At 36.1% G+C, this 25,391-nt stretch carries 24 protein-coding genes; 23 read left to right on the top strand and 1 reads right to left on the bottom strand.

Translation table 11 applies throughout. The features are described 5' to 3' along the window. From MHB48_RS04525 to MHB48_RS04570, 10 genes are all read left to right on the top strand, one after another. Nucleotides 1-1,062, top strand: coding sequence for a nucleotidyltransferase family protein (locus MHB48_RS04525; RefSeq protein WP_342600368.1), 1,062 nt, complete (start codon nt 1-3; stop codon nt 1,060-1,062). Then, nucleotides 1,059-1,775 carry an acylneuraminate cytidylyltransferase family protein gene (locus MHB48_RS04530; protein ID WP_342600369.1) on the top strand — a complete coding sequence of 239 codons (717 nt, stop codon included), beginning with the start codon at nt 1,059-1,061 and terminating at the stop codon, nt 1,773-1,775. Before MHB48_RS04525 ends, MHB48_RS04530 begins: the two co-directional genes overlap by 4 nt. Beyond that, nucleotides 1,772-2,557: an SDR family oxidoreductase gene (locus tag MHB48_RS04535; protein ID WP_342600370.1), complete on the top strand. Its 786-nt coding sequence runs from the start codon at nt 1,772-1,774 to the stop codon at nt 2,555-2,557. The genes MHB48_RS04530 and MHB48_RS04535 overlap by 4 nt, the downstream gene beginning before the upstream one ends. Continuing rightward, the gene (locus tag MHB48_RS04540; protein ID WP_342600371.1) at nt 2,551-3,498 is read left to right on the top strand and encodes a Gfo/Idh/MocA family oxidoreductase; all 948 of its coding nucleotides are present in this window, start codon (nt 2,551-2,553) and stop codon (nt 3,496-3,498) included. The genes MHB48_RS04535 and MHB48_RS04540 overlap by 7 nt, the downstream gene beginning before the upstream one ends. Continuing rightward, nucleotides 3,495-4,319, top strand: a complete 825-nt coding sequence (locus tag MHB48_RS04545) for an SDR family oxidoreductase (RefSeq protein ID WP_342600372.1) — start codon at nt 3,495-3,497, stop codon at nt 4,317-4,319. The genes MHB48_RS04540 and MHB48_RS04545 overlap by 4 nt, the downstream gene beginning before the upstream one ends. Nucleotides 4,320-4,685: 366 nt before the next feature. Then, nucleotides 4,686-5,621 (top strand): Gfo/Idh/MocA family oxidoreductase, encoded by a 936-nt coding sequence (locus tag MHB48_RS04550; protein WP_342600373.1) that lies wholly within the window; start codon nt 4,686-4,688, stop codon nt 5,619-5,621. After that, a complete protein-coding gene (locus tag MHB48_RS04555) occupies nt 5,618-6,571 on the top strand; it encodes a Gfo/Idh/MocA family oxidoreductase (RefSeq protein ID WP_342600374.1) in 954 nt (317 codons plus the stop codon). Before MHB48_RS04550 ends, MHB48_RS04555 begins: the two co-directional genes overlap by 4 nt. Next, nucleotides 6,568-7,461, top strand: a complete 894-nt coding sequence (locus MHB48_RS04560) for an SGNH/GDSL hydrolase family protein (protein ID WP_342600375.1) — start codon at nt 6,568-6,570, stop codon at nt 7,459-7,461. Before MHB48_RS04555 ends, MHB48_RS04560 begins: the two co-directional genes overlap by 4 nt. A 228-nt stretch (nt 7,462-7,689) precedes the next feature. Then, the gene (gene fliB / locus MHB48_RS04565; RefSeq protein WP_342600376.1) at nt 7,690-8,898 is read left to right on the top strand and encodes a flagellin lysine-N-methylase; all 1,209 of its coding nucleotides are present in this window, start codon (nt 7,690-7,692) and stop codon (nt 8,896-8,898) included. Between the two features lie 166 nt (nt 8,899-9,064). Next, nucleotides 9,065-9,421 (top strand): hypothetical protein, encoded by a 357-nt coding sequence (locus tag MHB48_RS04570; RefSeq protein WP_342600377.1) that lies wholly within the window; start codon nt 9,065-9,067, stop codon nt 9,419-9,421. A gap of 317 nt (nt 9,422-9,738) precedes the next feature. Here the strand turns inward: MHB48_RS04570 and MHB48_RS04575 are convergent, their stop codons facing one another. Further along, complete coding sequence (locus MHB48_RS04575) at nt 9,739-10,548, bottom strand: flagellin (RefSeq protein ID WP_342600378.1); 810 nt, start codon at nt 10,546-10,548, stop codon at nt 9,739-9,741. Between the two features lie 142 nt (nt 10,549-10,690). Here MHB48_RS04575 and MHB48_RS04580 point away from each other — a divergent pair, with 142 nt between their 5' ends. The 13 genes from MHB48_RS04580 to leuB all read left to right on the top strand — a co-directional run bounded on the left by MHB48_RS04580 (nt 10,691) and on the right by leuB (nt 25,386). Next, on the top strand, nt 10,691-11,071 hold the full coding sequence (locus tag MHB48_RS04580) for a flagellar protein FlaG (RefSeq protein WP_342600379.1): 381 nt from the start codon (nt 10,691-10,693) through the stop codon (nt 11,069-11,071). Between the two features lie 17 nt (nt 11,072-11,088). Then, nucleotides 11,089-12,609 (top strand): flagellar hook-associated protein 2, encoded by a 1,521-nt coding sequence (locus tag MHB48_RS04585; protein WP_342600380.1) that lies wholly within the window; start codon nt 11,089-11,091, stop codon nt 12,607-12,609. A gap of 43 nt (nt 12,610-12,652) precedes the next feature. Beyond that, nucleotides 12,653-13,051 carry a flagellar export chaperone FliS gene (fliS, locus tag MHB48_RS04590; protein ID WP_342600381.1) on the top strand — a complete coding sequence of 133 codons (399 nt, stop codon included), beginning with the start codon at nt 12,653-12,655 and terminating at the stop codon, nt 13,049-13,051. Next, a complete protein-coding gene (locus tag MHB48_RS04595; RefSeq protein ID WP_342600382.1) occupies nt 13,051-13,401 on the top strand; it encodes a flagellar protein FliT in 351 nt (116 codons plus the stop codon). Before fliS ends, MHB48_RS04595 begins: the two co-directional genes overlap by 1 nt. A 343-nt stretch (nt 13,402-13,744) precedes the next feature. After that, on the top strand, nt 13,745-14,485 hold the full coding sequence (locus tag MHB48_RS04600; protein ID WP_342600383.1) for an NlpC/P60 family protein: 741 nt from the start codon (nt 13,745-13,747) through the stop codon (nt 14,483-14,485). 18 nt (nt 14,486-14,503) lie between these two features. Further along, entirely contained in the window at nt 14,504-16,192 is a 1,689-nt protein-coding gene (locus tag MHB48_RS04605) for a methyl-accepting chemotaxis protein (protein WP_342600384.1), read from the top strand. A 263-nt stretch (nt 16,193-16,455) separates the two neighbouring features. Further along, on the top strand, nt 16,456-16,887 hold the full coding sequence (locus MHB48_RS04610) for a hypothetical protein (RefSeq protein WP_342600385.1): 432 nt from the start codon (nt 16,456-16,458) through the stop codon (nt 16,885-16,887). A gap of 456 nt (nt 16,888-17,343) precedes the next feature. Then, nucleotides 17,344-19,011: a dihydroxy-acid dehydratase gene (ilvD, locus tag MHB48_RS04615; protein ID WP_342600386.1), complete on the top strand. Its 1,668-nt coding sequence runs from the start codon at nt 17,344-17,346 to the stop codon at nt 19,009-19,011. 444 nt (nt 19,012-19,455) lie between these two features. Continuing rightward, nucleotides 19,456-21,159, top strand: coding sequence for an acetolactate synthase large subunit (gene ilvB, locus MHB48_RS04620; RefSeq protein ID WP_342601297.1), 1,704 nt, complete (start codon nt 19,456-19,458; stop codon nt 21,157-21,159). Further along, nucleotides 21,156-21,668, top strand: a complete 513-nt coding sequence (gene ilvN, locus MHB48_RS04625; RefSeq protein WP_342600387.1) for an acetolactate synthase small subunit — start codon at nt 21,156-21,158, stop codon at nt 21,666-21,668. The genes ilvB and ilvN overlap by 4 nt, the downstream gene beginning before the upstream one ends. Before the next feature lie 35 nt (nt 21,669-21,703). Beyond that, on the top strand, nt 21,704-22,738 hold the full coding sequence (gene ilvC, locus MHB48_RS04630; RefSeq protein ID WP_342600388.1) for a ketol-acid reductoisomerase: 1,035 nt from the start codon (nt 21,704-21,706) through the stop codon (nt 22,736-22,738). Next, nucleotides 22,725-24,266, top strand: coding sequence for a 2-isopropylmalate synthase (locus MHB48_RS04635; RefSeq protein WP_342600389.1), 1,542 nt, complete (start codon nt 22,725-22,727; stop codon nt 24,264-24,266). The genes ilvC and MHB48_RS04635 overlap by 14 nt, the downstream gene beginning before the upstream one ends. Nucleotides 24,267-24,285: 19 nt before the next feature. Then, nucleotides 24,286-25,386 (top strand): 3-isopropylmalate dehydrogenase, encoded by a 1,101-nt coding sequence (gene leuB, locus MHB48_RS04640; RefSeq protein WP_342600390.1) that lies wholly within the window; start codon nt 24,286-24,288, stop codon nt 25,384-25,386. Nucleotides 25,387-25,391: the final 5 nt, after the last annotated feature.

The raw sequence follows: 25,391 nt of genomic DNA on the forward strand, positions 1-25,391 counted from the left end.
ATGAAAAATTGGAGAAGCATCTTAGTCAATGAAAATAGCACACTTTTAGAAACGATGAAAATCATCGATGACTCCACCATGCAATTTGCGGCAGTTGTAGATAAGAACCAAAGTTTACTTGGAACCGTAACGGATGGAGATATTCGTAGAGGGATATTAAGAGGAGAAGGATTGGATGTTCCGATTAGACAAATCATGAATCCTTCTCCTATTTGTGCTTCCATTGAAAATACATATAGGGATTGCTTAAATTTACTAAAAAAGCATAAATTAAAGCAAATTCCGATTCTTAGTGAAGATAATAAAATTATTGATATTATTTTTGCAGATGACGATCCAGCTACAAAAAATAATGAAAATACGGTAATTTTAATGGCAGGTGGTCTTGGCACACGCTTGCGCCCATTAACAGAAAATATTCCAAAGCCAATGCTAAACGTAGGAAATAAACCAATTTTAGAAACAATTATTGAAGGTTTTAAGCAATATGGCTTTACTAATTTTATAATATCCGTCAATTACAAAAAGGAAGTTATTCAAGATTATTTTCTAGATGGGGCTGCTTTCGGAGTGTCGATATCTTATATAGAAGAAAATAAAAGAATGGGAACGGCAGGAGCTTTGTCATTGTTAAAAGAAAAACCTACTAGCCCTATTTTTGTAATGAATGGTGATTTGCTAACACAAGTCAATTTTGAACAGCTTTTATACTTTCACGAGGATACAGAAGCAGTGGCAACAATGTGTGTGCGAGAATATGAATACCAAATTCCATATGGCGTTATTGAAATCGATGGACAGCGGTTGACTTCAATTAAAGAAAAACCAGTACATAGAAGTTTTGTAAATGCAGGGATTTACGTGATTAGTCCAGAAGCGTTTGATTTAATACCTAAAGATGAATTTTATGACATGCCGGAATTGTTTAAGCGATTAATGGACAAGGGCGAAAATGTTTCGTCATTTCCAATTCGTGAGTATTGGTTAGATATTGGTCGTATGGATGATTTTGAAAAAGCAAATAATGAGTTTTTTGAAAATGAAAGTAGGTTTACATTTTGATAGAAAATAAAAAAGTTTTAGCTATAATACCTGCACGCGGAGGTAGTAAATCTATACCAAAGAAAAATATTGTGCAATTTAATGGGAAACCTTTAATTGCATGGACAATAGAAACAGCACTGAAAACAAATGAAATTGATAAAGTAATTGTTTCTACAGATTGTTCAGAAATTGCAAATGTTTCTACTAAGCATGGTGCAGAAGTCCAAATTAGACCTAGTAAATTGGCAAGTGACGATGCTCTAGTAATTGAAACAATTAAATATGTTTTAGAAGAATTAAAAAAATCAAATGAACAATTCGATTATATTGTATTACTTGAAGCCACTTCACCCCTTAGATTACCAGAAGATGTAAGTAAATGTATTCAGAAAATCGAAATAGATAAATTAGATTCAATTGCTACATATAAGGAGGCTGATTTGAATCCTCATAGAGCGTGGAAGATTGAAGATGGTATACCGAATACATTTATTGAGGGAGTAATTCCGTGGTTACCACGTCAAAAATTACCCAAAGCATATCAATTAAATGGAGCAGTTTACGTGGTAAAAGTGAAAGAACTTATGCAATCTAGTAGAGAGTTAGTTCTTGGTAAAAAAGGCGCTATAATAATGCCAAAAGAAAGATCAGTTGACATTGATGATTCAATAGATTTTATAATTGCAGAGACCATTATGAAAAAAAATGAGGAGAGAGGTAATTTTTTATGAGTATTTCTTTAAAAACACTATTTAGCTTAACAGGAAAAACCGCATTGATAACAGGAGGAGCAGGTTACCTTGGCACAGCAATGTGTGAAGCTTTAGCAGAACAAGGGGCAGATATTATTATTGCGAGTAGAGATTTTCAAAAATGTAATCAGTTAGTTCTCGAATTAAGTGAACAGTATCCAAATCAAAAGTTTAATGCAATGGAGTTAGATTTGTTAGATAAGGAGTCTATTAAGTCGTGTGTAGAGAAAATAGATAAGTTGGATATTTTAGTTAACAATGCTTGGTCAGGTAATAAAAATTCATTTGACTCTATTTCTGATGAAGATTGGGAATACGATATTGATATGAGTTTGAATTCGGTATTTAGATTGGTGAAGGCTACTCAACATTTATTAAAAGATTCTCAAGGTGTAATTTTAAATACTGCATCAATGTATGGTCATGTTGCACCAGATTATAGATTGTACAATGAAGAAAAGTATACAAATCCACCTAGTTATGGGGCTGCAAAAGCTGGAGTAATTCAATTTAGTAAATATCTATCAAGTTTTTTAGCACCTTATAATATTCGCGTTAATTGTATAAGTCCAGGACCATTCCCATTTCCAGAAACACAAAAGGATGAGGAATTTATAAAAAGATTAAGCTCAAAAAATCCGTTGAATAGAATTGGACAACCACATGAACTAAAAGGCGTAGTTGCCCTTTTATGCTCTGATGCGTCATCTTATATGACTGGGCAAAATATTTGTGTTGATGGAGGATGGGGAGCTTGGTAACTCGAATAGGTCTTTTAGGCTTATCAGAGGGAAACGGTCATCCTTATTCATTTAGTGCCATCATAAATGGATTTGATGAAGTAGGATTTGGAAAATCTGGTTGGGATGTAATCTATAACTATGTCAAAAAGCGTGATATTTCAGAGTTTGGAATAAGTAATGCGAAAGTAACACATATTTGGACACAAAATGAAGTTCTTAGTAAGAACATTGCGATATCTTGTAAAATTGAAACTGTAGTTTCTAATTACGAGGATATGATTGGTAAGATAGATGGTGTAATAATTGCAAGAGATGATTATGAAAACCACTATAAGATGGCCAGACCATTTCTAGAGTCAGGTATTAAAGTTTTTATAGACAAGCCATTAACTTTAGACATGGAAGAATTAAAGTATTTTAAGAAATACCTTTTAAATGGACAATTGATGTCAGTTGCTGGTTTACGTTTTGCAAAAGAATTAGACGACACAAGAGCAGGAATTAGTGAATTCGGAAATCTAAAGGTAATTCAATCTTCAATAATTATTAATTGGGAGAAATACGGTATACATATAATAGACGGGGTATTAGGATTATTAGATGAACAACCAATTTCAATTGAATTTATAAATTCAGCTGCAAATTTATATGTGGTTACATTCAAAAGCGGTTTAGTTTGGACTATTAATATTCTTGAAGATGCACCTAAAACTTTTAATATAGAAGTTTGGGGAACTAATAAACGTTGTAGTGTAGAAATTGAAGATAATTTTACAATGTTTAGAAGAATGTTGTATCGTTTTGTCAAGCTTGTAGAGGAAGAAGAAGTACTTTACAATCCCAATAATACTTTTATCTCTATAGCACTATTAATAGCAGGTAGGATATCTAAAACAGAAAAGAGAATTGTAGAGCTAACTGAAATATATTCAGACATAGAATTTGAGGGGTCGTTGTGAAAAAATCATTTTATGATTTATTTAATTTAACTGGAAAAACAGCAATTGTGACAGGTGGGGCGGGTATCCTAGGTAGTCATTTTTGTATGGGTCTCGCCGATGCAGGTGCAGATGTAGCTGTAATTGACATAAATATTGAAGCTGCACAATCAGTTGTGAAACAAATAAATGATAATTATCGTGGAAAAGCAATACCTTTTTATTGTGATTTAACTTCGGAGGAATCTGTTAAACAAATGGTACAAGCAGTTGTAGATGAATTTGGCGAAATAAATATTTTACATAATAATGCAGCAGGAAAATCAAGTGACTTAAACGCTTTTTTCGCTCCATTTGAAGATTATGATTTGGATCAGTGGAAAGAAATTATGAACACCAACTTGGATAGTATGTTTCTTGTTGCCAAACATGTTGGAAAAGTGATGAAGGAACAAGGTAAAGGTGGATCTATTATCCAAACATCCTCCATTTATGGAGTTATGGGTCCTGATAATCGTATTTATGAAGGGTCCTATTATTTAGATAGACAGATAAATACACCAGCTATATATGCAACTTCGAAAGCGGGAGTAGTAGGCCTCACTAAATACTTAGCAACTTATTGGGCAAAAGATGGTATTCGAGTAAATACGATTACCCCAGGTGGAGTAGAAAGTGGTCAAAATGATACATTCAAACAAAACTACAGTAATCGTATCCCATTAGGTAGAATGGCACAACCAGAGGAAATGACCGGTGCATTAGTTTATCTAGCTTCTGATGCATCAAGCTACGTAACGGGACAAAATATCATTGTGGATGGTGGATTGAGTGCTTGGTGACATTTTTCGTTTAGCCACTTTACAGAAAAAAATATATAGAGAAGTTTCTTTATTTTGATGAGAATCTAGAATCTAAAATAGAGCACATGCTGTAAGGCATTCAAATATTTATATTAGTGGGAGTGTAGATATTAGACCTAAGATTATGCGAATGGCTAATGTTTAATGTCGATTGAAATATAACTATTGAAAAGGATGTCTTAATCTGATGTGGTGTCCATAATTATACAATAAATCACATGTATTTAAAGTAATATAAACAATTGGTTTTATTATTCACTCTATATCGTGGTAAATAGATTATATAGTTAAATTTCATGATAGAAAATTGTATGGATAAATAAAAACATTAAAGGAAGTATTAGTATGAAATCCGTAGCAATTATAGGGGCTGGACAATTAGGAAGTCGACATCTTCAAGGTATTACAAAGTATAAAAATGAATTAAATATATATATAGTCGATCCTTTTGAGGAATCACTTGAAATAAGTAAACAAAGGTTTTTAGAGGTAAATAGTCATGAGAATAAAAGACTTATTAGTTTGCAGTCAATTGTAGGATTACCACAAGAATTAGATTTCGTAATAATATCAACAAATTCTAAGCAACGTTTGCAAGCTTTAAGAGAGTTATTAAACAATTCTCATGTTAAATATTTATTGTTGGAAAAATTTTTATTTCCATTAATTGATGAATATGATGAGGCTCTCTCATTAATAAGAGAAAATGGAGTTAATACTTATGTAAACTGTGCAAGAAGAATGTGGCCGAATTATCAAGAATTAAGAGATGTTCTATTTAATGAAAAGAATATTAAACTCGAGGTGCAAGGGAGTAATTGGAACTTAGGAAGTAATTCTATTCATTTTCTAGATCTGTTCTTTTATTTAACAGGCGAAAGTAATGTAAATATCGATATCTCAGGATTAGATGATGACATTCTAGAAAATAAAAGACCTGGCTACATAGAATTTTCTGGCACACTAAAAGTAATTTCAGAATCAGGTCATCAGTTAAACCTTACATCAGTAATTAATAGCTCTTTAGAATCAAAAATTAAAATTCAATGGAATGAACGCGTTATTAATATTAGTGAACAAAAGCAAGAAATTAATATAGATGGGACGATTAATAAATTTCCAGTGTATTATCAGAGTGAATTGACCAATAAGGTTTTTGAACAGTTGATTCAAACGGGAGCATGCTCTCTTGTTCCATTTGAAAGAGCAGTTCAGGACCATCTAATTCTATTGAAGGCTTTTAATGATTTTCAAGGTGATCGAGTAGGAGAGATAACATGATGGATGTTTTACTAGTTGGTGCCGGCTATATGGCAAAAGAGTATGTTAAAGTATTGGATGCTTTAAATGTTAATTATTCGGTAGTAGGGCGAAGTAAAGAGTCTGGAAAGAATTTTGAAGCAGAGACGGGAAAGTCTGTGTTAATAGGGGGATTGGAAACGGTTTTTGAAGCTAATTTTCTTAATCCAACTCATGCTATTATTGCAACTAGTCTTGAAAGTCTAGAAGAAAATACATTGTATCTACTTCAAAAAGGAATTAGAAATATATTAGTTGAAAAACCCGCTTCAGTCACTTATGAAGGTATGCAAAAAATTGGGACTGCTGCTGAAAAGTATCATGCTAAAGTTTATATTGCATATAATAGACGATTCTATGCATCTGTTATGAAAGCGGAGAAATTGATAGAAAAAGATGGAGGACTACAATCATTTTCATTTGAATTTACAGAATGGAGTCATGTGGTAGAAAACCTAAATAAAACAACCTTTCAATTGAATAATTGGTTTATTGGTAACTCTACTCATGTATTAGATACTGCTTTTTATATTGGTGGAAGGCCAAAAGAAATAAAAAGCTTTGTTCAAAGTAAACTGGATTGGCACCCAAAAGGCAGCATATTCGTAGGTGCTGGAGTAACAGAACAGGATATTCCATTTTCTTATCATGCTAATTGGCAGGCACCTGGGAGTTGGAAGCTTGAGTTGTTAACGCATAAAAATCGATATATATTTAGACCTTTTGAAAAATTACATGTTCAGCGTTTAGGACAGATCTCAATAGAAGAGATTTGTATAAGCGATGAGCTTGATAGTAAATATAAGCCAGGTTTATATGAACAAACAAACGCTTTTTTATTTAATACATCATTGTCTTCCAATCTTTTAGATATCAATACAGGTTTAGAAATGGTAGAGATTTATGAAAGAATGAATGGGGTAGAAAGATGAGAATATTAGTAGCAGGGGATTCATTAGGTTTACCACGGCCAAACAGAATCAATAATTATTCTCCTGATGAAACTGAGTTGGCAGTTGCATATGAAAATACGTATTCTTCAATTGTTAACAAGAATTTATTAGAACATTTTAAAATGGACCCCTTTATAGAGATGATAAATAGATCTCGTAGATTTCAAACTATGAAGAATGTTTATGAGGAATTTACAGATCATCTATTTTTCTATGAGCCTGATGTGATTATTATACAAGTAGGCATAGTTGATTGTTGGTTTCGTGAAAGTTTAAATGGTAAACAAATGGTAGATAAAGTGAGTTTTGAAAAATATTTATCAAATATACTAATGTTACTAAATATGAGACCTCTTTGTAAGTTAATTATAATTGGAATATCTCCAACCTCTAAGAAAATGGAAAAGAAATTTGTTGGAATTAATAGTGAAATTAGACTATATAATGAAATTTTAAAAGCTCATGTTGATAATAAAAATGTTTTTTATGTAGACATGGAGAAACACGTAGATTCTGAACAAACGCAAAGATACCTACTTCCTGATGATCATCATTTAAATCGGGATGGGAATAAATTAGTTGCAGAACAATTAATCTGTATACTAAAAGGTTTCATCTTCACTAATCTAGGAATACAGAAACATAATAAAGGTAAGTCAAGAGAAGCTTTGAACTATTTCACTAAATCTTTTAAAGAGTATCCTATGAATACCGATAATATATGTAATTTATTGATCATATATTATGAAATAAAAGATAAAGTAGAAATGAATCTTTTAATAGACTATGTAAAAGATAATAACATAAAGGATAAAGAAATTTCGGGAATTATTAGTGTTTTTGAAATGGAAAATAATAATTCATTCTAGATACTGTAAATGGTATTTCGTAATAAATGAAGTAATCAATAATATAAGTGTACTTAAATCTTATTTCTAAATCTAAGAACGACCTCTTACTTTCTGAGATAGATAGTTTATTTGAAGTTTCATGTTTAATATATTTAAATTTTTGAATAGGGAAGAATGATATCACTATACAGATAATTAGTGAAGGTATCATGTCTAAGCAAAGGGATGATAATAATGCAGGAGAAAATGAGACACGTGTTAGTTCCCTCGTATATGAAGAACTTCCAATGTATTGGCTCTGATTGTGAAGATACGTGTTGTGCTGGTTGGAAAGTAATTGTAGATAAAGAAACCTTTCAAAAGTATCGTGAAACGAAGCATCCTCTGATGAAAGAATTACTTAAGAAAAGTGTGAGTCGTAATCGACCTAATACTTCTAAAGATTCTTATGCCAAAATTCAAATGAATGAGGACGGTGCTTGCTCCCTTTTAGATGATGAAGGTTTGTGTAAAGTGCAAGCTTTACTTGGACCAGAGATGTTATCAAATACTTGCGCAATCTATCCAAGAATGCTAAATCGTGTAGATGAAACTGTTGAGAAAAGCTTGACTCTTTCATGTCCAGAAGCGACACGTCTTGCATTGCTTAATCCAAATGGAATTGACTTTCTGGAAGAAGAGGAACCTGCTAATACACCAGGTTTTATGAATCGAGATTTTCAAACGAGTCCAAAACATTCATATTTTTGGAATCTACGCATTTTTACAATACAACTTTTACAAGATCGTCGACGATCCATTGAAACCCGATTAATAGTGTTAGGATTGTTTTTTCAAAGAATCGATGCATTGTCTCAGAAAGAGATGTCCGAACATTTATCTTATATTATGACAGAATACCTGGAGAGACTAGGGGATGATGAGTTTTTAGAATCTATCTCACAACTACCATCCAATCTATCCTTTCAAGTGAATATGGGGAAATCACTAATTGAATACCGCATAACGGATGGTTTAACTAGTAAGCGCTATTTAGATTGCCTCCAGGATATGATTAGCGGACTTTCCTTAGAGGAAGAGACTGCAATGGAAAAGGTTATTGAGAAATATACCAATTCAAATGAAATATATTATTTTCCATATATGAAAGAGCACGAATACATTCTAGAAAATTACTTAGTGAATTATGTGTTCAAAAGTCTATTTCCTAACGATCAACCAAGATTATTTGATAGCTATGTAATGCTAATTGTCAATATGGCACTGATTAAATTACATCTCATTGGCATGGCTAACACACACAAAGGACTAACAACTGATATTGTCCTTAAGCTTGTCCAATCGTATTCCAAAACAATTGATCACAATGCAAGCTATTTAGTCAATGTTCGAGATATTTTAAAAGAGAGTGGATATTCTACGATGGCTCATATGGTAGTGCTACTAAAAAGTTAAAAAATACTGTTTTATTCCGTAATTTTGGTAATTATATTTTATGATGGAATATTAAACGGGAGGGTATATTTTGTGCGTTTGGCAGCGCTTTTCTCTAATGGGTGAGAGTCTCTAATAGACCGTAGTGGCGGAAAAGTATTAGACCTGCATCCCCAAAGGAGATAATATGGAAGCCGTATGCGATGACCCGCAAGTACGGGGCTGTGAGAGGCAACTTAGAATTGGGATTTCTGGAAAAGTTGTTTTCGCTATGGTCACTGTTGTTATATCGATCATGCTTCTTGTTGGATATTACTCCTTTCATCAGTCGAAAAATTTGCTACTCTCTCAATTTGAAAAGGAACTTAGATTAGAAAGTAAGAACATAGTGATGGAAATCACATCTATTTTTGTGCAAGAAGGAGAGGTTGTACGGCAGCTTTCCAGCAACCCTATAATTAAGGAATTTTTGGCTTCGAATGTGTCGAGAAAAAGAATTTCTGCACATGAAAGTTATGAATGGATACCAAGCTATGCTTACTAAAAAGCAATTAGAAAGTGACGAAACTGGAAGTGTATGGATTGGGCAAATGAAGACGAGCATGTTTAGTCGATTTTCAAATCAATCATTAACTTAGCGCATAACCTTATTTCAAGTAGTTGCGGAGGGCGTCGAAACAAAGGAACAAATGAGTTTGATGGAAGAATTAAAAGTAAACTTTGCACAAAGATATTATTACAGCAAACCGTTGTCAGAGTAAGACTTTCATCAATTATTTCTGGACGTAAGAAGTTCATGATCTTTAGTATTTAAAAACCACGTGCTTATTGTAACTATGGCAATAAGTACGTGGTTTTCAATTACTTAAATAATTGCAATACATCGCTTACATTTTTGTTTGTTTGCTGAATAAGGAGCTCGTCCCCTTTTTGGCGTATACCCTGTTTTACAAATTCCATCATCTCTAGCGCCATATCAGGATCTCTTATGAGAGATTCTGTCTTTTGCAAACTTACTTCAATATTGGAGACGTTTTCTTTGTGGTGCGTGAGTGCTTCATAGTCCGATCCAGTGTTTGCTAAGTGTTTAGAAATGATCGATTGAGCTTTATCTACTTTTGTGATCAGTTCTTCTGCTTCTTTTCTAGTAGATAGTTTTGCAATTTCAATACCTAACGTAGCCGTGCTGACGTCTACCGTGTCGATACGTAAAGTTTGTCCTGTATTCGCGCCAACATGTATGTAAAGTGGTCGCACGTCCCCAAGGATATTTTGCGTGTTAAATTCCATTTTTTCAGCAGTGTCATCAATGGACTGAAGTAATTGGTCTAATTCTTTTTGCGCTGCAGTACGATCATTGTCAGTTACTGTTTCTGTAGAAGTTTGTAAAGCTAACTCTCGTATACGTTGCAAAACACCGCTAACATGTTTAAGTCCAGCATCTGTGGATTCTAGTACAGAAATTCCATCTTGTATGTTTTGTTGTGCTCGAGCTAATCCGCGGATTTGTCCTCGCATTGATTCCGAAATAGATAAGCCAGAAGCATTATCAGCAGCCCGTGTTAGCTTGTCACCACCTGATAATTTTTCAAGCGTCTTTGTAATGGCAGAATCATTTTTTTGATACCTATTTGTAGAGAAGGCTATCCATGCCTGATTTTGTAGCTTCAATTGTGTCACCTCCATGTGAAATTTTATTAGCTTCGTTATTATTATCGGCACTACATTGAAAAATTTTGATAGTCACTGAAAGTTCCCAAAAATATACCGATATATATTACAAGAAGTTTTACATGTGGGAGGGATAGCAAGGATGCGTATTTCAGCTCAGTCACAAATGAAAGATGTTGTTGTAACAGCACAGCCTAGCAAGGATGCAGTTGTGGAAGCTACACAAACAAATGGGACGGAAAATTCTTTAAAAAAAATGATGCAAGCTGAACAAAAGGCAAATGAAAAAGAAGCTTTGCCGAAAGAAAAAGTGCAAAAAGCAGTTGATGCATTAAATGATTTTATGACTTTGCAAAATCATAGTTCGAAATTTGTTATGCATGAGGGACTAGAGCGTTATTTTGTACAGGTAGTCGATTCAAAAACAGATGAGGTTATTCGGGAAGTTCCTCCTCGCAAACTGTTAGATGCATATTACACGATGCAAAAGTTTTTAGGAATGATTGTGGACGAAAAGATATAATACTAGGAGGTTTTTTGATGGCAGGATTGAGAATTGGCGGTTTAGCGTCGGGAATGGATATTGACCAGATTGTTGGAGATTTAATGAAAGCAGAGCGGATCCCGCTTGATAAATTAGTACAAAAGAAAACAACATATGAGTGGCAGCGTGATTCTTACCGTTCTATTAATACAAAGCTAAAGAGTTTTGATGAGTATTTACGCGATAACTTTACATATTCTAGCAATTTCAATAAAAAGACAGTAAGTATCTCAAACGAAAAAGTTCTTTCATCAACAGCTACATCAGCAGCAAGTGGTTCGATAACAATTGATTCTATTGAAAAGCTCGCATCATCTTCCAATGGCGTTGGTCAAATAGACGATATTACTAAAAGAGCCAGTACAACAACTATGGCAGAGTTAGGTGTATTGAGCGATCAACAGGTTAAACTTGGTGTTCTGCAAGCTGATGGTACGATGAAAGATTTTGAATTCTCTTTTAAGTCAACTGATACTATCAACGATGTTGTTAAACAGATTAATGACAAGGGTGCTGGAGTAACAGCCTTTTACGATGAGAAATCTGGACAGTTTTCTTTAAGCACAAAAGCAAGTGGAAAAAGTACTGAAGGTGCAGAAATCATTGATAGAGATGATAGTGATTTTTTTAGTAAATTAGGATTTGTTGATTCCAAAAAACTTGCTGCAAACGGTGAAAATGCAACATTTACAGTTAATGGTGCGAAAATAGAGCGTAACTCAAATAATTTCACAATTGCTGGGTTTAATATTACTTTAAAAGAAACTACTGCCGTTGGTGCTGCTCCAACAACAATTACAGCAACAACTGACGTCAACTCAATGGTCGATAAAGTAAAAGAGTTTGTTTCTAAGTATAACGAGCTTATTTCTGGGATGAATGATCAGCTAAAAGAAAAGAAATACCGTGATTTTCCACCATTATCGGTTGAGCAGCGTAAAGATATGTCGGAAAAAGAGCAGGAACTTTGGGATGAAAAAGCAAAAAGTGGCCTATTAAAAAATGATTCTATTATACGAAGTGGTTTAGGTGACATGCGTAATGCTATTTATGGACGAGTTGCTGGAATCGGCGATAATACGATAGATACAATTTCTGAGATGGGTATTACTACATCTAATGTATATACAGACGGTGGTAAATTAATTATTGACGAAGAAAAATTACGAACTGCATTAACTGAAAATCCTGAAAAAGTGGTTCAAACACTTACTCAATCAGGTTCTAAAACGGATGCATCAGGAGATACTCGTGGAATTGTTACCCGTCTTCGTAATTCAATTACAGATGTCACTAGAAACATTGAAAAACGCGCTGGTAAAGCAACTTACACAGACCAGCAATATGATATTGGAAAAAATTTAATCGATACGAATAGTCGAATTACGCGTTTCCAAGATCGCTTGAAGGATGTAGAATCTCGCTACTGGAGACAATTCACCGCAATGGAAAAAGCGATTTCCAAAGCCAATGCGCAATCTTCACAACTAATGGGTGCAATGGGTGGCGGGCAGTAACTTAATGGCTTTTTGGATTTAACATAAAAGGAGATGTATCGTATTGGCAGCACAATCGGTTCACCAAGCATATAAAAATAATAGTGTGAGCACAGCTTCACCGGGCGAGTTAACGTTAATGCTCTATAATGGATGTCTAAAGTTTTTAGGTAAAGCTAAGGTTGCTATTGTTGAAAAAAACATTCAAGAGAAAAACATTAATTTGCAAAAGGCACAAAAAATTATTCAAGAGCTTATGGTGACCTTAAATATGGATATCGAAATTTCTAAGTCAATGATGCAAATGTATGAGTATATGAATCACCGACTTATAGAAGCAAACATCACGAATGATGTGCAAGCTATCGAAGAGGTAGAGGGGTATACGCTTGAATTTCGTGATACATGGAAGCAGGTTATTCAGATAAATCGCCAAAAGCAGTTTAGTGGAGGCCAGGCTTAATGGCCGAAGTCGAGCAATTTTTACAAACTTCAGAAAGACTATATTCCCATTTGACGAACATTCCTCTGGATGAAGAGCGCACAGCGTTTATTGATCAAATCAACATTTTACTGGATGAACGAGAGGAATCTATTCAAGCGCTAGGTTCCACTGTACTTTCTGAACATTCTTTATATGACCATCTACTGGAACTTGATCAAGGCATCAACAAACGCTTATCCAAAGTAATGAATGATGTTAAGAGAGACATTAAAGATCTTCAACAAAAAAAACGTCATGAGGGTTCTTATTCAAATCCCTACGCTGCAACACAAACAATTGATGGCATGTATTTTGATAATAAGAAATGATAAAAACGACTTTTGCTCTAGCGAAAGTCGTTTTTTATATCTACTCCTCTAACACAACAACACCCCCTCCAACTTCAAAGCCATTCTCAAGCTCGAATCTACCTTCAGTTCTCCGAACGTGAATGAAGAAGTGCTGTGTTTATTCTTGTTTACAATACTCAATTTTTGTCACGGGCAATCTTCGTTCCTACTAAAATGAATACTTATTCATTTCAATCATCACATATTTCGACTAAATATATGAAATTTATTTTCATTTGAATAAACTGTTAAAAAATGTCTTCAGATAATCAAAAATAAGTGATAAAATTAAGTTAAAAGTTATAGAGGGGAGATTTTATTTATGAGGAATAAAGTACTACTAATTACCATTATCCTTTTATTATTTGCAACGACAGCGAGTGCAAGCACTTTATATGAAGTGAAAAAAGGAGATTCATTAACTAAAATTGCGAAGGTACATAAAGTGTCTGTTAACGAGCTTAAAAGTTGGAATAAGCTTACGAAGGATAGTATTTATGTGAAACAAAAATTAATTGTACAAAAACCAAAAGCTGGTCAAGCTCCTCAAAATGTAGTAACTGTTAAGCCTGGGACTTCTGCTAAAACGGAAGTAAAAGTGCCATCAGGTGAAGTGAAGTCGGAACAAATTGTTAAACCTCCTACAATTATTAACGAAGCGAAAGAACTGTCTGTAAGTGGACAAGCTATATACGTATTACTTCAAGATATAGCACCAAGAATGCAAAGTATTCCATATTTATATGGAGGGAATACAATGGCTGGTTTTGATTGCAGTGGCTTTATTTATTTCGTTCATTCGCAAGCTGGTTTAGGTATTATTCGACAGAGTAGTGAAGGTTATTTTACGCAAAGTGCAACTGTTACGAGTCCAGTAGTTGGGGATTTGGCGTTTTTTGAAAATACATATAAAGAAGGTATTTCCCATATGGGAATCTATCTAGGTAATAATGAATTTATTCATGCTGGATCTAAAGGAGTAGAGATAACAAGTTTAGATTCTTCTTATTGGAAAGAGCATTTTGTATCGTTTAAACGATTTTACACGGTAAGTATGAATTAGAGAGTAGGGTGTTTTTTTATGAAATGGACGATCGGTAAAAAGATGTGGTTTGGGTTTTCTGCAATTCTATTATTATTAATCGTTGTTGCTGCTTCCACTATAGGGACAATGTTTAACAACAGTAAAGAATATAAATTCTTATTGGATGATCGCGCAGTGAAAGTGAATCTAGTAAATGAAATTGAGATTGCTCAGAAGGATATTACTCGAAGTTTATTTGATTTCTTATTATTCAACACGGATGCTTCTCTAAAAAGTGTGAAGGAATTTGAAGAAAAAACAAATAGTTTAACAACTGAGCTACACAGTAACCTATTTTCTCCAGAAACATTAAAAATGATCGAGGAATTTGAAAGGAAAAGTACAACTTTTACTACTAATAATGCTGATATAATAGCTGCAAAACAGAAAAAAGACACGATGAATATAAATAGACTCACGGCCAAGTCTAAGTCTATCAATGCGGAAATGTTGAAAATTTTAGAAGAGATTGAGCAGTTTTTGCAGAATGATATGGATAAAACGAGAGCAGAGCTAACTCGTTTTGAATCTAACGCTACCATGTTTGTCATTTTCTTGTCGATTATAGGAGTTTTGGTTGGGATTATTTTGGCGTATTTCATTAGTAAAAGTATTTCCAAACCGATTCAAAAGGTTACTGCTGGTTTAGAGGAAATTTCTAATGGTAACTTATTAGTAGATCCTATCACGATTAAAAATAAAGATGAAGTCGGTGTAATGGCAGTAGCCTTTAATAAAATGTCGAGTGATTTACAAAGAATTGTATCCAGTGTACGTGATTCATCTATGCAGCTTGCCGCAAATGCAGAGGAACTTTCTGCAAGCTCGGAGGAAAGTCTAGCTTCTTCTCAAATGGTTGCGAGATCTGCTGAAGGACAAATGGTCGCAAGTGAACAACAAGTGAACCATTTAGAAACCTCGGTAAATTCAATGATGGAGTTAAAACAAGGAGTTGGACAAATTTCGATAAGTAATGAAGAAATGCTGCAAGCGACCGATGGAGTAAGAGTTCTTGTGACAAAAGGATCGACTGTTGTCTCTGATGTTGCTACGCAGATGGATACGATTCATTCGACGTTTAAAGAAACGACAGAAATAATGCAGAATATGGCGAAGCATTCGGATGCTATTCAGTCCATAACGGCACTTATTACAGATATCTCCGAACAAACCAATTTACTTGCTCTAAATGCAGCTATTGAAGCAGCGCGAGCTGGAGAATACGGTAAAGGCTTTGCCGTTGTAGCGGAAGAAGTGCGGAAGCTTGCGGAGCAATCAAAAAACTCTGCTTCTGAAATTGAATCAATGGTTCAACTGATCCAATCAGCATCGGGTGATGCAGTTAAAGCAATTACAGTTGGTGGAGATAAAGTAGAAGAAGGTCTTTCAAAAACAACGGAGTCACTTCATGTATTTAATGAAATTGAATCAAGTGTAGGGGAAGTAGTATTTAAAGTGGAATCCGTTTCTGCTGCAATCGAGCAAATTCAAGCAATGGCCGAATCTGTAACAGAAAGCGCACAACAAGTTCAAATTTTAGCAAGTAGCGCATCTGCAGGTGCAAGCGATACAAGTGCTGCTACAGAGGAACAATTAGCTGTAAATGAGGAAATCTCAACTAGCGCACAATCGTTAGCTAATCTAGCAGAAAAACTACAAAGTGAAGTAAGTCATTTTAAAATTTAATACATTATCGTTAACGCCCCCTATTCGTGATCTGCGAATAAGGGGCATTTTTAGGTGGACAGAGTTATTTGTAGGGGAAATGTCTAATATTGCCGTATGGGTCGGAATGTTGCAGTTATGGCTCTTTATATTGCGAGCAGGCATAGTAATATTGTAAAATACAAAACCTCACCTTTGATTCTAATGCTTAGTCGTAAAATTTCCTGAACTGGACACATTCTAGTGAAAATAAATATCGTATAATGTACCTAGGTGATGACGCTATGTATACATTCATTCTTTTTGCACATGTGATAAGTGCGATTCTTTCTATTGGGCCTTTCTTTGTTCTTTTCCCTGTTTTAAATAGAATGAAAGAGAAAAATAGGGACGTGCTGGATTCGCACATAGAAGTTTTTCAAGCTGCGATCCGAATCGTAAAGCATGCAGGGCATGTATTAGTAACATCCGGAATTCTGTTGATGTGGCAAGGAAACTGGTCATGGTCTACATCGTGGGTAGTCATGACGATTGTTGTGATGATTAGTTCCATTGTGTTTCTTGCAAAAGCCTTTAAGCCAAAGATTAGACAATTCTATGCAGGCGAAATCGATTCACATGCACTTATTTTTAAATTACGACGCTCTGTATGGAAATATATTTTCTTATTATTAATGATGCTCTGGTTTATGGTAGCAAAACCAAATTTATGGTAATGGACTCTTTCTCGAAAGTGAGAAAGGGTTTTTTAAATTTGCGATTCATCCTACTTCTCATATCTCCCCCTAAGAAAGACGCAATCAATGAAAATTTATCGGGTACTGCTATTTATTTCGAGACTTTACTGAGCGAGCCTCGAGTTGCAATTTACATCTAACAAATAACCTCTTCGTCCATATACATCCTCGCGTTAATTAATTAAATTTTTGCAAAAAGTTCACAATTATTTTAATTGCGTATGAAATGCGATATATCGCAGATGTAAGCGATTACAACAAAAGTGAATATTCAAAACTAACTGATAATTTTCAAAAAGGGTGTTGACGTCGCATTTTAAAGGCGATATGATATCAACAATCTATTAATATATTGTGCGAAAATTCACAATCGAAAAAAAGTAAAGCTGCAAAGCTAAACGCGAGAAAAGCGGTAAGTATAGGAGCGGATTAAAATTGAGAAGTGACATGATTAAAAAAGGCGTCGATCGTGCCCCTCACCGTAGCTTACTTTATGCTACAGGGGTTAAGACAAGAGATTTAGATAAACCGTTTATCGGTGTTTGTAACTCCTATATTGATATTATTCCAGGCCACATGCATTTAAATAAGTTTGCAGAGGTTGTAAAAGAAGCCATTCGTGAGGCAGGAGGAATTCCATTCGAATTCAACACAATTGGTGTAGATGATGGAATTGCAATGGGTCACATCGGAATGAGATATTCACTTCCGAGTCGTGAGCTAATAGCGGACTCAGCCGAAACAGTTATTAACGCACACTGGTTCGATGGAGTGTTTTACATTCCAAACTGTGACAAAATCACACCGGGGATGTTAATGGCGGCAGTAAGAACGAATGTCCCATCTGTTTTCGTATCAGGTGGACCGATGGAGGCTGGTGTATCAGCTGACGGGAAACAACTTTCTCTAACTTCGGTTTTCGAAGGTGTTGGTTCTTACAAATCCGGTAACATGTCCGCAGAACAACTTCTTGATATTGAACAAAATGCATGTCCTACATGCGGTTCCTGTTCGGGAATGTTCACAGCGAACTCGATGAACTCTTTAATGGAAATGCTAGGTGTGACATTGCCAGGTAACGGTACAATTGTTGCGACGTCAGACGAACGTCACCAACTTATTAAAGAAGCTGCTAAACATCTTGTACGTATGATTAAAGAAGATGTGAAGCCGAGAGATTTGATTACGAAAGAAACAATTGATGATGCTTTTGCGTTAGACATGGCAATGGGAGGTTCTACCAATACAGTACTTCACACATTAGCAATTGCACATGAAGCGGAAATTGATTATAACGTTAGAGAAATAAATGAAGTGGCAAAACGTATTCCTTATTTATCGAAGATTATGCCAGCATCTGATTACTCCATGCATGATGTACATCTAGCAGGAGGAGTTAGTGCCATTATAAAAGAGCTTTGCGAGATTCCAGGAGCTGTTCACCCGGATCGTATGACGATTACAGGTAAGACGCTCTATGAAAATGTAAAAGAGTCAGAGATTAAAAATGATCAAGTCATACGCCGAAAAGAAAACCCATATAGTCCTGTAGGTGGTTTGTCCGTTTTATTCGGGAATATTGCTCCTGAAGGAGGGGTAATCAAGGTTGGTGCTGTGGATCCTTCGATTAAAGAGTTTACTGGGAAAGCAATTGTGTTTGAATCACAAGAAGCTTCTCAAGAAGCAATTGATAACGGTACAGTTCAAGAAGGCCATGTAGTTGTTATTCGCTACGAAGGGCCAAAAGGTGGACCAGGGATGCCAGAAATGCTTGCTCCGACATCAGCGATTCAAGGTCGCGGTTTAGGAACGAAAGTGGCACTCATTACAGACGGGCGATTCTCCGGCGCATCTAGAGGGATTTCCATTGGACATATTTCTCCAGAAGCAGCAGATGGTGGACCGATTGCATTAATAAAAAATGATGACATTATCGCTATTGATTTAACTAATAGAACAATAGAATTACTCGTTAGTGATGAAGAACTAGCTGCAAGAAAAGCAAACTTACATCCCTTTGAACCCAAAATTAAAAAAGGTTATTTAGCAAGATATTCAAAGTTAGTAACATCTGCAAGCACAGGTGGAGTTATGAAGATCTAAAGATAAATATTTAAATCTATGATGAGGCAAAAGTTAAAGGAATCTTGTATTCACAGAGAGCTGGTGTAGCTGGAAGCCGGCAATACAACCTTTAGCGACATCCCCTCGGAGTGAAGTGTTGAACGGGAAACCTATTAGATACTTCCGGGTGTAGTAACTGACTACTCTCGTTATAAATGGATGGCTGGCGTTCGTCGGTTGTCTGGGAGGTAGCGGTTGCGCTGCGAACTAGGGTGGTACCATGAAAAGAATTTCATCCCTATACAAAAGAACGATGGTTTCTTTGTGTGGGAAGAAGTTCTTTTCTTTTTTTATAAAACAAGGTGTTGTCTAGACTTCAGCACCTGCAGCTTTTCTTTAAAACTGGACGATTTGAACAAAAAGGAGGAAATTATGATGAAGTTGAGTGTAGAAGAAGCAGAACAAACCTATGAAGATACTGAAATGCCCGCTGCTCCCAAGCAATTAGTCGGAGCGGATGTTTTAATCGAAACACTGAAAAAGCATCAAGTGGAAGTAGTATTTGGTTATCCAGGTGGGGCGGTTTTACCGATTTATGATGCATTATACAAAAATCCAATTAAGCATATCTTAGCCCGTCACGAACAAGGTGCAATTCATGCAGCGGAAGGATATGCAAGAGTTTCAGGAAAAGTCGGAGTGGTTCTCGCTACTTCAGGACCTGGAGCAACGAACTTAGTAACAGGAATTGCAGATGCCATGATGGATTCCATTCCACTGGTTGTATTAACGGGGCAAGTTGCTACTACTGTTATTGGTACGGATGCTTTCCAAGAAGCGGATATTATCGGTATTACGCAACCAATTACGAAACATAATTATCAAATCAAAGATATCGCTGATTTACCAAGAATTATTAACGAAGCTTTTCATATTGCTTCCACAGGTCGTCCAGGACCAGTCGTCGTAGATATTCCAAAAAATATGGCAACAGGCATGTTTGTTTCAACAGATGATATCGATCAGGAAGTCAATCTTCCAGGATATCAACCAACGACAACGCCTAACTTTTTACAAATTCAAAAAGCGGCTCAAGCTATTTCTACTGCCAAACAACCATTGATCTTAGCTGGTGCAGGTGTATTATTCGCAAAAGCATCAGATCAATTAGCAGCATTTGCAGAGAAATATCAAATTCCTGTCACAAACACACTTCTAGGACTCGGAAGTATAGAAGGGGATCATGAACTATTCTTAGGGATGGCAGGAATGCATGGTACGTATACAGCAAATATGGCGATTCAAACTTGTGACTTACTAATCAATGTTGGAGCTAGATTTGATGATCGCTTGACAGGAAATTTAAATTACTTTGCTCCGAATGCAAAAGTAGTTCACATCGATATAGATCCTGCAGAAATCGGAAAAAATGTTCCAACTGAAATTCCGATTGTGGCAGATGCAAAGGAAGCGTTAGAAGCTTTACTAGCACAGGCTGTACCTAATGGAAACACAACAGCTTGGTTAGAGAGTTTACATGTTTCGAAGATACAATATCCATTCCATTACCAAGCAAGTGAAGAAAGAGGTCTTCTTCCACAGCAAGTTCTAGAGCTTGTGCACGAGTATACAAATGGAGATGCCGTTGTGACTACTGACGTTGGGCAACATCAAATGTGGACAGCACAGTATTATAAATTCAATCATCCACATAACTGGGTAACTTCTGGTGGACTCGGCACGATGGGATTTGGATTCCCAGCAGCAATTGGTGCACAGCTTGCAAAACCAGAAGCTAAAGTAGTTTCTATCGTTGGGGATGCTGGTTTCCAAATGACACTTCAGGAATTATCTCTATTACAAGAGATGCGAATTCCGGTCAAAATAATCATTTTGAACAATCAAGCACTTGGAATGGTTCGCCAGTGGCAAGAAACATTCCACGGAGAGCGTTTCTCTCAATCATTGATTCCGGTACAACCAGATTTCGTCAAATTAGCAGAAGCTTACGATATTAAAGGCTACAAAATCGAAACATACGAGGATGCGAAGGTGCAATTAAAAGAAGCGTTAGCATCGAATGAGCCAGTATTAATTGATTGCCGAGTGGTTCAAAAAGAAAGTGTCTATCCAATGGTTGCTCCAGGAAAAGGACTACACGAAATGATTGGAGTGAAGCCAGAATGAAAAGAATCATAACGGTAACCGTGATGAATCAAAGCGGCGTACTAAACCGCGTAACTGGCCTTCTGATGAAGCGTCAATTCAATATTGAAAGTATTACAGTAGGGCATACGGAGCAAAAGCAAATATCTAAAATGACGTTTGTTGTGAATGTAGAGGATGAACAAAAGTTGGAGCAGCTATTAAAACAACTCCAAAAGCAAGTAGATGTTTTAAAAGTAAACGATATTACCGAAAAATCGATTGTCGTACGAGAGTTGGCGCTGGTGAAAGTCGTGTCGCCACCAGCTGTGAGAGCGGAAATCAATAGTATTGTAGAACCTTTCCGAGCTGCTACCATAGACACTGGTAAAAATGTTGTTACTTTCCAAGTGACAGGTAATCCTGAAAAAATCGATGCATTTATTGATTTGCTCAAGCCATATGGCATTAAAGAGCTTACAAGAACCGGTGTCACGGCATTTGTTCGTGAAACACAGAAAGCAATTACACCACAGTTATCCATTTTATAAAAATATAAAAACCCAAATTCGAGGAGGAAATAACAATGGCTAAAATGTATTATAACGGAGAAATCAACGAAGGAATCTTAACAGAAAAAACAATCGCGGTAATCGGATACGGTTCACAAGGTCACGCTCATGCTCAAAACTTGAAGGATTCAGGCTTTAACGTAATTGTAGGTATTCGTGCAGGTAAATCGTTTGATCAAGCGAAAGAAGATGGATTAGACGTTTATTCCGTGAAAGAAGCTGCTGAAAAAGCAGACGTTATCATGATTTTATTACCAGACGAAAGACAAAAAGCTGTATATGAAGCTGAAATTGAACCAGCTTTGACTGCAGGGAAATCATTAGTATTTGCACACGGATTTAACATTCATTTCGATCAAATCGTTCCTCCTACAGACGTAGATGTATTCTTAGTAGCACCTAAAGGTCCAGGACATTTAGTACGTAGAACATATGAAGCAGGCGCAGGAGTACCAGGTTTATTCGCAGTTTACCAAGATTCAACCGGTCAAGCAAAAGATCTAGCTTTAGCTTATGCAAAAGGTATCGGTGCTGCTCGTGCAGGTGTTCTAGAAACAACTTTCAAAGAAGAAACAGAAACTGATCTATTTGGAGAACAAGCAGTACTTTGTGGTAGTACAACTGCAATCGTAAAAGCTGGTTTCGAAACTTTAGTAGAGGCTGGATACCAACCAGAACTTGCATATTTTGAAACGTTACACGAATTAAAACTAATCGTTGACTTAATGTACGAAGGAGGAATGGCGACAATGCGTTCTTCTATCTCGGATACAGCTGAGTGGGGAGATTTCGTTTCAGGTCCACGGATCATTGACTCATCAGTAAAAGATCGTATGAAAGACGTATTAACGGACATTCAAGACGGTACATTTGCAAGAGAATGGATTAAAGAAAACGAAACAGATCGTCCAAAATACAATGCAATCAAAAAAGCAGAATCTGAACATCAAATCGAAGTGGTTGGTGCAAAACTTCGTGAGATGATGCCATTCATTAATGAAGGGAAAAAACAAGTCAAGAAAGAAGTGGTGACGAGTGCGCAAAATTGATATTTTCGACACAACTCTTCGAGATGGAGAACAATCTGCAGGAATTAACCTAAACACGCAAGAAAAGCTAGAAATTGCTCGTCAGCTTGAAAAGTACGGAGTTTCCATAATTGAAGCAGGATTTCCTGCTTCTTCTCCTGGAGACTTTCAAGCGGTCAAACAAATTGCTGACACAGTGAAAAACTCGATTGTTACAGGTTTAGCTCGTGCGATTAAAAGTGATATCGAAACTTCTTGGGATGCTTTAAAAGGTGGGGTGCAGCCGCATCTTCACACTTTTATCGCAACATCGCCCATCCATATGCAATATAAGCTAAATAAAACACCGGAACAAGTGATCGAAATTGCAGTGGAATCGGTGAAACTAGCTCGAAAATATTTCCCACTCGTCCAATGGTCTGCAGAGGATGCAACTCGTTCAGACAAAGATTTTCTCGTTCGTATTATGAATGAAGTGATTAAAGCTGGAGCAACAACGATTAATATCCCAGATACAGTGGGTTATGCTACTCCAATTGAATACGGTGCTTTATTCAAATACTTAGGTGAAAACGTGACGGGTATTGAAAAAGTGAAACTTTCTGCTCACTGTCATGATGACTTAGGATTAGCAACAGCAAATACGCTTGCAGCAATTGAAAATGGTGCGAGACAAGTAGAGGGTACGATCAACGGTATTGGTGAGCGTGCAGGAAATGTAGCATTAGAAGAGATTGCGGTAGCCCTTCATATTCGAAATGATTATTATCAAGCGGAATCCGGTATTGTGTTAAAAGAAACGAAACGTACGAGTCAGCTTGTAAGCAAGTTAACAGGAGTTGTGATTCAACCAAACAAAGCAGTGGTTGGTAAAAATGCTTTCGCACATGAATCTGGTATTCACCAAGATGGGATGCTAAAAAACCCTGAAACGTATGAAATTATTACACCTGAATTAATTGGTGATGTAGTGACAGAGCTAGTCCTTGGAAAACATTCTGGTCGCCATGCATTTTTTGATCGTGCAGCACAAATGGGCTTCCAATTAAGTGAGGAAAAATTAAATGCAGCATTTGTGGCATTTAAAAAGCTTGCCGATCGTAAGAAAGAAATTACCGACGAAGATTTATTTGCTTTATTGACAGATCAGCAAGTAAATAGTGCAGAGGTAGAAGTATATGAACTAGAAGAATTAGTCATTCATTATGAAAACAACGTACCAACATCGACCATCACAGTAAAAGCACCATCTGGTGAAAGAGTAGTGGAAACTTGTGCTGGTTCAGGTGCAGTTGAATCTATCTTTAATACACTTGAAAAGCTTGTACAAGGCGAAGTTCGTATTTTAGATTACCGTGTTTCTTCTATATCAAAAGGCCGCGATGCATTAGGAGAGGCTGTTATTAACTTAGCATACAATGGCGTGACTTCTTCGGGTCGTAATGCTTCACAAGATGTATTAAAAGCATCTGCTCGAGCTTATATTAATGCGATTAATCGTCAATTAATGACAGCTCATTATAAGGAACAAGTACTAGTTAATCAATAATCAAACGGGAGTGAATGAGATGGAAAAAACGATTACGGTATTACCCGGAGATGGAATTGGTCCGGAAGTAATGGAAGCTGCTGTAAAGGTACTTCAAACAATTGCAAAACGATATAATCATACGTTTAATCTGCAATATGCTTTGATTGGTGGAGCTGCTATCGATGCTTATGAAAATCCACTTCCAGAAGAAACAATAAACGTGTGTAGTAAAAGTGATGCCATTCTCTTAGGCGCAGTTGGCGGGCCAAAATGGGATCAAAATCCATCTCATTTACGCCCGGAAAAAGGGTTGCTAGCAATTCGTAAACATTTTGGATTGTATGCAAATATTCGTCCTGTTAAAGCTATCCCTGCATTACTAGACGCTTCTCCTCTTAAAAAGGAAGTGGCGGAAAGTGTGGATTTGGTAATCGTTCGTGAACTTACAGGAGGACTTTATTTCAGTGAACCACGTGAGAAAACGAAGGATCATGCATTAGACACGCTTATTTATTCGAGAACTGAAATTGAACGTATTGTCGATACAGCTTTCCAGATTGCGAGAAGCCGCAGAGGAAAACTGGCTTCTGTTGATAAGGCGAATGTATTGGACACAAGTAAATTATGGCGTGAAATCGTAGAAGAGAAAAAACATGCTTATCCAGACGTAGCAGTAGAGCATATGCTTGTTGATTCTACTGCGATGAAATTGATTACAAAACCTAGTGCATTTGATGTTATCGTAACGGAAAATATGTTTGGCGATATTTTAAGTGATGAGGCTTCTGTCATCACTGGTTCACTAGGAATGTTACCATCTGCCAGTACTCGCGAAGATGGCTTCGGATTATATGAACCTGTCCACGGTTCTGCTCCTGATATTGCAGGTCAAAACAAAGCAAATCCAGCAGCAACTATTCTTTCGGTTGCTATGATGCTACGTGAAGCCTTCCAATTGGAAACAGAAGCAGCAGCGGTAGAAGCAGCGGTGTTTAATGTATTAAACGATGGCCATTTCACAGGTGATTTACAAGTAGAAGGAAAACCAGCTCTATCTACTACGGAATGGACATCAAAAGTATTAGAAGAGTTAGACTCAGAATTTGTATCTGATAGCATTATGTTTTCTTATGTCTAACCAAA

Source organism: Psychrobacillus sp. FSL H8-0483 (assembly GCF_038637725.1).
Lineage (GTDB): Bacteria > Bacillota > Bacilli > Bacillales_A > Planococcaceae > Psychrobacillus.